At 52.0% G+C, this 12045-nt stretch carries 10 protein-coding genes; 4 read left to right on the top strand and 6 right to left on the bottom strand.

Annotated elements, in window-relative coordinates; all coding sequences use genetic code 11:
• The first annotated feature begins 185 nt into the window (after positions 1-185).
• Both AC0YOA_RS34460 and AC0YOA_RS34455 read left to right on the top strand, forming a co-directional pair.
• Positions 186-1115, top strand: coding sequence for a phytanoyl-CoA dioxygenase family protein (locus tag AC0YOA_RS34460; protein WP_475790423.1), 930 nt, complete (start codon positions 186-188; stop codon positions 1113-1115).
• Between the two features lie 160 nt (positions 1116-1275).
• Positions 1276-2910, top strand: a complete 1635-nt coding sequence (locus AC0YOA_RS34455; protein WP_475790422.1) for a hypothetical protein — start codon at positions 1276-1278, stop codon at positions 2908-2910.
• 192 nt (positions 2911-3102) lie between these two features.
• On the opposite strand, the gene AC0YOA_RS34450 is transcribed toward AC0YOA_RS34455, so the two are convergent.
• The 6 genes from AC0YOA_RS34450 to AC0YOA_RS34425 form a co-directional block, all read right to left on the bottom strand.
• Entirely contained in the window at positions 3103-3327 is a 225-nt protein-coding gene (locus AC0YOA_RS34450; protein ID WP_475790421.1) for a hypothetical protein, read from the bottom strand.
• A gap of 216 nt (positions 3328-3543) precedes the next feature.
• Positions 3544-4833 (bottom strand): alpha-L-fucosidase, encoded by a 1290-nt coding sequence (locus AC0YOA_RS34445; protein WP_475790420.1) that lies wholly within the window; start codon positions 4831-4833, stop codon positions 3544-3546.
• Between the two features lie 30 nt (positions 4834-4863).
• Entirely contained in the window at positions 4864-5709 is an 846-nt protein-coding gene (locus AC0YOA_RS34440) for a helix-turn-helix transcriptional regulator (protein ID WP_475790419.1), read from the bottom strand.
• Positions 5710-5820: 111 nt separating this feature from the next.
• Positions 5821-6642 carry a carbohydrate ABC transporter permease gene (locus tag AC0YOA_RS34435; RefSeq protein WP_475770958.1) on the bottom strand — a complete coding sequence of 274 codons (822 nt, stop codon included), beginning with the start codon at positions 6640-6642 and terminating at the stop codon, positions 5821-5823.
• Positions 6642-7514, bottom strand: a complete 873-nt coding sequence (locus AC0YOA_RS34430) for a carbohydrate ABC transporter permease (protein ID WP_379113582.1) — start codon at positions 7512-7514, stop codon at positions 6642-6644. The genes AC0YOA_RS34435 and AC0YOA_RS34430 overlap by 1 nt, the downstream gene beginning before the upstream one ends.
• 130 nt (positions 7515-7644) lie before the next feature.
• The gene (locus AC0YOA_RS34425) at positions 7645-9012 is read right to left on the bottom strand and encodes an ABC transporter substrate-binding protein (RefSeq protein ID WP_475790418.1); all 1368 of its coding nucleotides are present in this window, start codon (positions 9010-9012) and stop codon (positions 7645-7647) included.
• A gap of 229 nt (positions 9013-9241) precedes the next feature.
• Here AC0YOA_RS34425 and AC0YOA_RS34420 point away from each other — a divergent pair, with 229 nt between their 5' ends.
• Together AC0YOA_RS34420 and AC0YOA_RS34415 are read left to right on the top strand one after the other, a co-directional pair.
• The gene (locus AC0YOA_RS34420) at positions 9242-11086 is read left to right on the top strand and encodes a cache domain-containing sensor histidine kinase (protein WP_475790417.1); all 1845 of its coding nucleotides are present in this window, start codon (positions 9242-9244) and stop codon (positions 11084-11086) included.
• A 72-nt stretch (positions 11087-11158) separates the two neighbouring features.
• On the top strand, positions 11159-11905 hold the full coding sequence (locus tag AC0YOA_RS34415) for a response regulator transcription factor (protein WP_475790416.1): 747 nt from the start codon (positions 11159-11161) through the stop codon (positions 11903-11905).
• Positions 11906-12045: the final 140 nt, after the last annotated feature.

Here is a 12045-nt window from a genome sequence, read left to right as displayed (position 1 = left end):
TTCAGGCTTCTTTTCCCGCTATCGCCTGGACTGTTATTTTCCACCGCTTATGCGGCATTTGGCAGACGGAAAGCATTTTGAACAAAATTGCAAATTTGGAGGCATGTTAAGAAAAGTAAGCGGTTGCCCGCTATGTTACGATGTTCCTGCAAGCCAAACGACGAACATAAAGGAGACATGAACCCATGTTGACTCAACAACAAATCGACTACTTTCATGCGAACGGCTATTTGATCATGAGAGGTTTATTTAAAGGCAAGGAGCTGGAGCTGCTGCAAAAAGCAGCTGACGCGACGCAAGCGGAAGGCGTAGCGCGGGAAGGCGAGGAGCACCGTTATTATAAAAATAAAGACGGCAGTGAGACCTACTGGCGTTCGGAGAAAATGTGGCAGCGGGACGATATTTTTCAGGCGGCTACCGTTAATCAGGAGCTACTGGAAAATATTGGACAAATCATCGGACATTCCTTCTACCCGTGGAATGACTCGCTTGTCGTCAAGCTGGCCAATTCCGGCGCGCCCGTTCATTGGCACCAGGACCCGCCGTATGGCGCTGCCAAACGCACTGAAACCTTCGGCATTCCCAACTTCACCACCGATATTTATTTGAACCATTCCGGTGCGGACAACGGCGGCGTATTCGCTATTCACGGGCGCCATCTGGTGGGCCATGTGGATTTGAAGCAGGTGTCCGAGGAAGACCTGTACAATAACTGCGGAGCCGTACCGCTGGAGATGGAGCCCGGCGATGTGCTGTTCCACTGCCTGTCCACGCCGCATGGCTCGTCCTTCAATCATTCCGACAAGCAAAGACGGATCTTCTATGTGCATTATGTGAATGAAGATGTATATCAGGACAGCTATGCGCCTGAAGCCTGGGCCAAGGATCTGCCGGGCTGGAGCGAAGAACGCCGCGGGGCCATCCAGACGATGCTGAAGAAAAGAGTGGAAATGGGCTTTGACGCGACCGATCTGAGCGGTGATATCAAGCTTAACGAGCGCGGCTTCAAATTCCATGGCGAAACGACAACACCGCCCCGCTATTGGGAACAGCTGCAAACGCAATATACCGACGAGGAACGGGCGAAGCTGAAGGTCGTTCATACAATAAAGTGAGCCAATAACCATGATATCAAATTATTACCTTTTATACCCTAAGGATGAGAACCATAACTTCAAAGTTGAAGACAAAGCCGATGTCCCGTTTCTAACGTGTGCATCGGCTTGCTTTTCTTTATTTGTAAATGTATAACAGCCTCTTGAAGGGAGCTTATTTATGAAATTCGGTATTCAAGGAACCGTAATCGGCTGGCAGGACCCGTGGGCCGGCGAAGCATCGGACCGGGTAATGCGAACGGGAACGGGCAGCATCTATCCTTCCCAGGACGCAGCCCCGGGCAGACATGCCTTCATGCGGGCGCTGCAGGAACTCAGCGCAGAATTCTATGTTCATCATCTGTTTCCGGGACTTGAAGGGCAGAAGGAGCTGCTCGAGGATGCCAAGTCTTATGGCATTGAATTATGTCTGGGCAATGAATACGGGAACATTAACGGCCCCTGGGTGGAAGGTACCAACCGCTATGATATGCCGGACGACGCTTTGCGGGAAGCGGCGGCCAGCGGGAAGCTCATCGGACTGCTGTACGACGAGCCAGAGCATCTGCAGATTAATGCGGGTCAATACCGCAAGGATGGCTGGTTCCCGCATTGGGGCTCCTGCGAGGCGGAGGATCTGACTGAGGCGCGCCGCCTGATGACGGATTCGGTTGCGCGGCGTGTCCGCCATGTGCGGGAGCTTCTGACCCGGGCGGGCTTCGACGCTTCGAAGGTCCCTCTCCTCAGCGAGCAGGTATTTCCCGTGCTGTTTCACGCACAAGCCCGCGGAGGAATGGCGCTTTGCCCGAAAATCATGAAGGAATCGTTCCAGCCGCTGCAGCTGGCGAACGCTCTGGGAGCGGCCAGGCAATACGGGCGCGACATGTGGATTTGCGCGGATCTATGGGGGCCCGACGTAGGGCCGTGGCCGATCCGTACGCCGGGATTCCCCGGCCATTCGCCCGAAGAATTCGGGTCGGCGCTGCGGATGGGTTATTACATGGGGCCAAGCCGCCTGTTTACGGAGAATGTGGATGTGCTCCTGCAATTCAAGAAGGATGTGTTCCGCAAGACGGCTTTCGGCGAGGTATGGGAGGCATTTGTCCGTGAATTCGTTCCGGCTAATCCCTTGAGCTGGACGCACCGGGATGCGGATCCCGATATTGCCGTTATTCATTCCGACGACAGCAATTACGGCCAGAACGAGCGGCTGTTCGGATCAAGTGAACTGGCGGTGCCGGCTTCTTCCCGTTCGGTGTTCGACGTGTGGCATCTGCTTAGCGGCGGTTCAATTCCTGCCCATGGCAATAATATGCATATTGCCGGATTCGATTTCCCGCGCCATGAGCTGAAGCGGCTGGTTCCTGCAGATGAGTTCCCCCTCTGGGAGGGGAAAACACTCGACACTCCAGCCAATATGCATCCACTGTTCTACCCGTCGGGCAATGTGCTGGTCTATGATGAATTTGTCACAGATGCGCAGCTTGGGAATCCCGGGCTTATTGTCGTAGCAGGCTCGTCTGTCTCTGACGAGACGCTCCTTGCGGTTCGCAGGAGAGCGGAATCCGGCGGCGCTACCGTCATTGCGGCGAAGTGGCTGCTTCCTCCACAGTGGCAGGAAGCAAGGCAATTCCCCGGAGGCGGAGCATGGCTGCCGACGTCGGATTTCCTCGCAGATGCCGTGAAGGAGCAGGCTTCTCCCCTGCTGGGAGCGCGCGACTGCTGGATGCAGCGCTTCGGGAGCTCGGAGGTGCGGATGTATAAACGCGATTCTGCCGGTTTTACGCTTGATTTTGAAGTCCGTCAAATTCGTTGACCTTCGCTGTCCGGCAGAATTGACGATTAGCGGCAGCGACTAGAGAACACAGCCCTGACTCTGATGGAAGCTGTGTTCTTGTTTTTCACATTGGAATGGATTCAAAATTTGCGAGAAAAAGAGTGAAAGAGTGAACAAGAAAAGCCTCAAAGGAATGGTTCCCTTGAGGCTTAAAATCCATTAAATCATGCTTTATTTTTTTCTCAATCCTTCAATCACATCTACGGATAACCCGGTTATCTCAGCGACAAATGCGTTGTCCTGTCCGCTTTGAATCAGCTTCAGGGCTACTTCCTTTTTCTCCTCTGCTTTTCCTTCCTCTTTTCCTGCAGCTTTGCCTTCGGATAGAAGACTATTCAGCTCGATCAATGAATGTTCTCTGGCTTCATATAAGCGGATCGTTTCCTCGTTAACCATTCCAAACGTTCCTCCGTTTTTCGAATGACAGGGTCCATTTGAATCAACTCCGTTAATTGTTCTTCCGGCAGCTTCTCATCAAGAAACAGCAGCCAGCGGTGAAGCGGATCATGTAATTGGTACTATTATATCATTTGTCTTAAAGAAGCGATCGTCGGCACTCGCGCGTGATGTCTGTCAACCTAGGATAACGTCTCCGCATACGCTGCCTGCCCTTCATTTGCTTTTCAAGAAAAGCTCGATAACGGGAACCGTAACATTCGGCTTCTTGACCGGGAGCTCCAGCGTCAAGGTGCCGGCCTGGCGGCCTTCATTGAATGCTCCAGCCTCCATTGTCATTTCCTGCTCGCCCTGAATCATCCGGATCTCGGAGGCGTCATGCATCAGCTGTGCATATTCCACCTGGCCGGAGAAGCCCTGAAGATGAATATGCTTGAACGGCCAGTTGAAAATATGCAGATAAAGCCGCCCAGCTTCTTCATTGTACGTAAACCGGCAATCAACCGGGCACTGGAACGATTCCGGAGCGGCGGTGCAGCCGTAAACGGATCGCTTGTGGCGCTTCATCCAGCCGCCGATGCCCTTCAGCCGGTCAATCGCCCGCTCGTCGAATTCGCCCCGTCCGGTTGGGCCGACATTAAGCAGCAGATTGCCGCCCTTGCTGACCGTATCGATCAGCATCTGAACAAGCATATCGACGCTTTTCCATGATTCTTCGTCGCGATAGTAACCCCATGAACCGCTGAAGGTATGGCAGGCCTCCCAGACCACGCGCTGTCCATTGACCTTGATCCATTCGCGGGGCTGATACTGCTCCGGCGTTGTGATATCTCCCGGCAGCTGCAGCCGGTCATTCAGCAGAATATCCGGGCGCAGCCCGCGGATCAGCTTCACCAGCTTCTCGCTCTGCCACTCTTCCTTGCCTTTCCCCGCGAAGCCGGCCTCGGCCGCAATCGAGAAATCATAGAACAGAAGATCGATATCGCCGTAATCGCTCAGCAGCTCGCGTGTCTGCCCATGCAGATAATCGACATATTTGCTGAAATCACGGCTTTTGCTATCTTCGACAAATCGTTTGTCATTGCGCTCTGGATGCTTCACATCCACGGTATAATCCGGATGATGCCAGTCAAGCAAGGAATAATATAAACCTGCCCGTATATCCCGCGCGCGGAAAGCATCCAGCATCGGCCGAAGCAGATCGCGTCCCGCCGGCGAGTTGGTCGCTTTGTAATCCGTCAGGCTGGAATCCCACAGACAGAAGCCTTCATGATGCTTCGCCGTCACGACCATGTATTTCATCCCCGCTTCCGCGGCCAGGTCCGCCCACAGCTCCGGGTCATACCTATCAGGATCAAAGTGCTTGCGGTATTTGTCATACTGCTCATTGGTCATAAACTCGCGGGATCTCATCCATTCATGTCTGGCGCCCATGGAATACAAGCCCCAATGAATAAACATGCCGAATCGGTCATGTGTGTACCAATCTGTCCGGTTACCGGTCATTGCGCGAAATCCTCCTGTAAAACGCTGAATTCACATCGCCTGCTTGGTCTGATTGCGGAATTCTCTGGGCGATATGTCGCGGTACTGCTTAAAATGCTTGTTGAAATAATGAATGGAATTATAGCCGCACTCGAAAGCGATATCCGTGACCGATTTATTCGTCGTCTTGAGCAGATACATGGCAATCTGCATCCGCAAACGATGGATGAACTGATTCGGCGTTACGCCGACGGCCTGTTTGAAATTTGTATAAAAATAGGTTTTCCCCTTGCCGTACAGCTCGATCAAATCATGAACGTCGATATCCTCGGTGATATGACGCAGAATATATTCCACAGCGGACACGACGCCGGAGTCGATTTCAACCTCCGCATCCCCGGTTCGTGCCGAAGCATCCATCGCATAGCGGAAGACATTGACCAGGATATCAATGAAATACATGAATTGATTCGCTTCCCAGCCCGGTAGCTGTTTCTCCTGCTCCTCATACGCTTTGACCGCTGCGGTCTGGATGCTGTGCGCAAAGGCCGAGGAAGCCGGGATATGCGGCGAAGCCGACTCGGTATAAAAAGGATACAGCAGCCGGTAGCCGTAAGGAATCAGCCGGACGATGGAAGGGGAGAACAAGACCATAATCCATTTGATCGGCTTGTCTGCCTCATCGGCCAAATTGTAATGCGGCGCGTAGGGGCGGAAAATAAACACGTCCCCCGCTTCGCCCGTGTAGGATTTGTTCAATAATTGAAACTGCGCCTTGTTCTCCAGCAGGACGTTGATTTCCAGCAAATCATGCATGTGCAGCTCATGCTCCACTTCGCCATCGATTCTCATCTCGATCTTGAGCTCCTGCTCCAGCCTCAAATCATGGAAAAACATCGCATTGACCTCCTTTTAAAGAACTGGTGAACAGGTCCCGGCTGCGCATGCACATCCCCCGTGCTCCATTCAATAAACCTTCCGTTTTCTCACTCTCGCCCCTGCCGGTAATCAGCCTTTCACCGAGCCGGAGGTCATGCCTGAGATGATATACCGCTGGCCCAGCAAATAGATCACGATAACCGGCAGGGTGGTCAATACGATATCGGCCGAAACCAGATTCCAGTTGACCGAGAACCGTCCGAAGAAGTTGTAGACCGCCAGCGTCATTGGCCAATTCTCCGAGCTGTTCAGGTAATACAGCGGCAGGACGAAGTCATTCCAGGCCCCCATGAAATTCAGAATCGCCACGGTCACGATAACCGGGGTCAGGAGCGGCAGCACAATGGAGAAGAACAGCCGCAGCGGCGGACATCCATCCACGATGCCGGCCTCATCCAGCTCTCTGGGAACGGAGCTGACGAAGCCGTAAATCAGAAACACACTGAAAGGGATAGACATGACTGCCAGCAAAATAATGATGCCCAGCTGCGTATTGATCAGATGCGTCGCCTGCATGACCTTGGTCAGGGTGACGAAATTGATTGGCATCGCGATGCCAAGGATAACGAAGAAATAGAGAAAACGGTTGAGCCTGGTTGCATTCCTCGCAAAAACATATGCAGCAATGGACGACAGGATAATGCCCAGTACGGTTGAGGCGGAAGAATAGAGCAGGCTGTTGAAAAAAGACTGGATCAGCTTGCCCTGCTCGATGACAACGGAATAATTGCTCCAGTGGAGCTTGGTCGGCAGCGACAGACTCATGGTATTGGCCTCTGCCTGGCTTTTGAGCGAGTTGAAGATGATCAAGAGCAGCGGCAAAAACGTAATGGCGCTCAGCAGCCAGGCGAAGCCGTTGCGTAGAAAGGATTTCAGCGGTGTCATTTTCATTAGTCACGCGCCTCCTCTCTGGCCATTAGCCGTACGACAAAATAGCCGACAATCGTCATAAACAGGAACAGGATGGAGGACAGCGCGGTACCTACACCGTAGCGGCCCATGGAAAATTCCTTGAAGATCGCGGTATAGAGCACATCGGTCGCATATCCGGGTCCGCCATTGGTGAGCACATAAACGACCTCGAACACTTTCAGCCCATGCAGCAGATTGAGCACGGTTGTGACAACAAGCGCCGGCATGAGAAGCGGCAGGGTCACGAAGCGGAATTTATGCCAGGCGTTGGCGCCGTCAATTTCGGCGGCCTCGTAATAGGAGCGCGAGATAGCCTGCAGACCCGCCAGCAGGATAATCATGATGTAGCCGACGCCCTTCCAGGTGTCCACGCCAATGATGGATTTGAACGCCCAGTTGGCATCCACCAGCCATTTCTGCGTCAGCACGTCGAGTCCAACGAAGCGGAGTGCGGTGTTGAGCAGGCCTGTGGCCGGATTCAGAATGGATTTGAATATCAGGCCGACAACGAGCATGGGCACGATGGAAGGCATAAAGATCAAGACGCGATGAAATCCCTTCATCTTGATGCCTTCATTCACGATCAATGCGAAGATCAGGCCAAGAGCAGTCTTCAAAATAACGGTGGAAACGGTGAAATCCAGTGTATTGATAATGTAGCTTACATATTTTTCATCAGCTGCAAACAGCACCTTGAAGTTATCCAGTCCAATGAAATTAATCGTGTCCGAATAGCTGTTCCAGTCGGTCAAGGAGTAATAAAATCCCATCAAGCCGGGAACAACAAAGAATATTAGATAAAGGGCTAATGTGCCGAATGTAAAATATAGCGGATAGATTTTATTTCTCACAGTATCTCATCCCCACTCGCTGGTTTGACGTTATCGAAAAAGGACATAACCCCGCTAAGGAAGCCCTCGGGCAGGGTTATGATCCGTCCGTCTTTTTATCTGGAATTGCGTATATTCAGCGCTGCGCTGCTTACTTCGTCCAGGCAGGATCTTTGGCTACAGCAGCCATGTCGGCTCTGCGTTTATCAATGCTTGTCAGCACTTCTTCAGGCTTCATGGCATTGCTCAGCATTGCCACGATATCCTTGCCCATGTCCATCCACTGCGGGTTGACATAGTTGACGTAGTCCTGGATATCGGTGCCTTTCTTGGTGTAGGTCGCCATCATTTTCTTTTGTTCAGTATTGTATTTGTCCTTCAGTCCCGAGAAGTTCAGGTTGGAAACCGTCGGATCATTATCCAGCATGTACTGCAGGTTCTCCGGCTTCGCCAGGTAAGCCAGATACTGCTTCGCTTCCTCAATATGCTCGGAGCCGGAGTAGATGAATTTGCTTGGTCCGCCCGGATTGATGTAATAAATCTGGTTGTCTGCGAGCGGGATGACGAAGTAGCCGAAGCCGTCCGCTTTCACATTCGGATCCGCTTTCTCAATATCGTTGACGAGACTTTGTGCGGCAAGCGTCATGGCGAATTGTCCGCTTGCCATTTTCGCTGCCGAATCCGCTCCCGTATCCGAGAAGGCATTGTCGCCGAAATAGCCCAAATCATAGATTTCTTTCAGTTGGTTCAGCGCCAGAAGCATGGTTGGATCATCGGCGAATTTCTTCTTGTTCGCGTTCAAATCGTCGTACAGATTAGGCGTGACTTCATCATAGCGGGGTCCCGGCTCGGCAAACCACAGGGTATGGTGCCAACCGTCGGCAATCGGCTCGTAGAGCGGCGTCACGCCGGAATCGCTGATTGCTTTGCAGACCGCCTTGAATTCCTCATAGGTCTTGGGTATGCTCAGGCCCAATTTCTCGAAGATTTGTTTGTTGTAGACGATAACGAAGCTGCTTCCCGTATCCCAGATCGTTTGCGCATACACTTTGCCGTTAAGCGTCAGCTGCTCGATACTGAGCGGATCTTCGCGCTGCACCCACTCTTCGCCGCTAAGGTCGACCGCATTCTTCTCCACGTTGTAGTTCAGGCTGATTTCGCTCTGGCCGCTTTGGCCACCGAACAGGTCGGTCGCTTCCTTGGCGTTCAATTTGGTTTTCAGCACATTGAAATATTGGTCGGCCGGCACGATCTGATAATCAATGCGGATGCCGGTCTCTTCTTCAAATTTCTTGGCAAGCGTCATTTCCGCATCCTTGATCCAGCCTTGGCTGGCGATATAAGTAAGTGTGATATCCTTCTTGCCGGATGTATTGCCCGTATTGCCGGCATCCGTATTATTGCCTGCCGCCGCATTCGTCCCGCCTTCATTCGATGCCTGATTGTTGTTGCCGCCGCAGCCGGCAATCAAGGCCATGATGAGAACAACGACTGCTGCCATCCCTAACGATCTTTTCATGTGACACGCTCCCCTTGGTTGATAACTCGTTTTTGCAACATGCCTGAATCCGCTTTCACCATCGATGTGCTCCCATTATAAAATGTTTGGCAGCGGTTCCACCATGGAGAAAATAGACTCGTTTTATGTACTTTTTTTACCGAATGCGCTTTCAAATACCTTTTGACAAATGACGCAGCAGAGCGGAAAATAAAGCATGATCGGTAATCTGAGGCTCCTGGAGGCAGCTATGTGGAATAAATTCAGAAACATCCAGAGCGTTCTTTTCTTTACCTATTCTCTAATTATCGTGATTGTATTCACTGTTCTGGTGATATGGTTCTATATGTGGGCATCCGATCTGCTGAGGCAGAACGCGGCCGACACGCTTCAGAGCATGGGCCAATCCATGCAGGAGCATAACGATTCGGAAATTCAGAAAATGAATGATGTTTCCTTGAATGTCCTGTATTCCAACCTGGTCAAAACCCATTTTCAGAAGTTCATCTCCGGGGAAGAGGATGAGACCGATCCGACCGGCCTGACCAATCCCGTGATGAGCTCCGTCGAGAATGCCAAGCAGCTGGCCGAGATTCTGACCGCTGCAATCGGCCCCTCAAGGCCGGTGGAGCAGCTGTATCTCTATGATTTCAAAAACAAGGTGTACGGCAACGGCTTCGACAATGGAGAGCGCACCTATGATTCCTCCAAGAAGCCATGGTACGAGCAGGTCATCAACAACACCGAGGGCAAAACTATCACTCTTCCCGTCCCCGACGAGGAGATGACCCGTTTTATTTCGTCCAGCGAGAAGCAGTACTCCATCTCCTTGTTCCGACTTTTCTACGACAGCTACAACGAACCGATGGGCATCGTGGAGGTCAAGCAGTATTTCAACCGGATCTTCGCGAGCATGATTGAATTTTCCAAGCAAAATCCATACCAGGCCAAGGTTCTGGTCTACAACGATGCGGGGCAGATCGTCTATCCCTTGCAAGCCGATACGTCCGTATACTCTGCCTACATGAAGCTGCCGACCGGCAAGGCGGCGCAGGCGGAGAACGATTATCTGCCATTCGTGAATCCCGATACCGGCGGTAAAGAGCTGCTGTCGTACCATCATTCCAGCTTTACGGGATGGAATACCGTGATCATCGTTTCGGAGAAAAAGCTGCTTGCACCCCTGTTCGTGTTCACCAAGCGGACGGTGCTGGTTGCCTTCATCATCATGCTGTTTGCCATTCTGCTGTCCTTCGCTGCGGCCAAGCGGATCACCTTCCCCATTCTGAAAATCCACCGCACGATCCGCAGCATGCGCCTGGAGGATCTGGGAACCGGCAGGGTGGCGGCGCTGGAGCTGAACAGCGGCCTGACCGAGCTGGATCATTTGCACTTTTCCTTCCAGCAGATGAGCTCGCGGCTCAAACAGTCCATGGACGAGCTGCTTCTGTCGCAGTCGCAGGAGATGCAGGCCAAGCTGGTTGCGCTGCAATCGCAGATGAATCCGCATTTTCTCTACAACACGCTGGCTACGATCCATGCAATGGCGGAGGAAAATATGAATGAGCAGATTATCTCCATGACGGAGAACATGTCGCATTTCCTGCGTTATTTTTCGTCGGACGAATCTCTGGTGGATCTTGGGGAAGAGGTGCTGCACACCGAGAAATATCTGGAGATCAACCAGATCCGCTACGGGAAGAAGCTCCAGTACAGCATCGATATTGAGGAGAGCATCCTCAAGCTGAGGATTCCCAAGCTGATCATTCAGCCTCTCGTGGAGAATTCCCTGAAGTTCTGTACGACGAACGAGCCGCCATGGATGATTCAGGTCAAAGGGATTATACAGGATAACCGGTGGCAAATCGAGGTGTCGGACAACGGCCCGGGCTTCACGGAGGACAGCCTGAGCAGCCTGAACGGCAGAATCCGGGAGATCAACGAGACCCATATCATTCCCGTGCTCCAGCTCGATGGAATGGGTCTGCTGAATATTTATATCCGCATGAAGCTGACTTATGGCGGGGATATGCTTTTCCGGATTGATAACCGGCCGCGGGAAGGGGCAACCATTATCATAGGCGGAACATTATAGAGGTTGTTTCCGGTGCTTAAAATCAAACTTTTGGAAGTTGCAGCATAGGAGGCGAGCAGCATCGAAGAACGTGTGCAAATCCGGATTATTGTCGCTGAGGATGAGGATCTGATCAGGAACAGTCTGGTCCGCAAAATCGAGAGCATGGACGATACGCTGAAGGTTGTCGGCGCTGCCCAGGATGGCCGCGAAGCGCTGGAGCTGGCCCGCGTGAAGCAGCCTGATCTGCTCGTCACGGATATCCGCATGCCTGTGATGGACGGCATGAGCCTGATCAAGTCCATGCATCTGTACTATCCCCGCGTACGCAAAATCATTACAAGCGGTTATGCGGACTTCGAATATGCCCGCTCGGCCATGCATTACGACGTTGACGAATATTTGCTGAAACCGATTGCATCCGGGGAATTAAAGCGCGTATTGACACGCATAAAAACACTGATCGACCATGAACGTTCCGCGTTCAAGGAAAATATGAAGGGCTCTCCCAACCCGGGCGGCAATCCGGAGGAAATTGTTCAGCTGGTGCAGAGCTTCATGCGGGCAAATTTCCAGCAGGATCTCAGCATGGAGCAGATCGCGCGGAGCTTCAACTTCAACGCCTCTTATTTAAGCAAAATATTCACCAAATACGCGGAGGAGCCGCCTTCCAAATATTTGACGTCTCTGCGCATTAACGAGGCCAAATATCTGCTGACCCATCATCGGAATCTGACGATCAAGGAAGTCGGAGAACGGGTCGGCTATCCCGATCAGTTTTATTTCAGCCGTATTTTCAAGCAGGTCACCGGCTGTACGCCAAAGGAATTCCAGAAATAATCCATTATGATAAAAGATCGTTAGGGCGTATTGGTCAAGCCCCAAATTTGTAGACAATGAAAAAAGCCCTAGGCTATGAGCTGGCGTCGGTACTCAACCGGCGTCAGTTTGTTTAATTTTAATTGAATCCGTTCTTCGTT

It is taken from the genome of Paenibacillus sp. JT22N12 (assembly GCF_056269365.1).
This window is presented reverse-complemented; position numbering and strand designations above follow the sequence as displayed.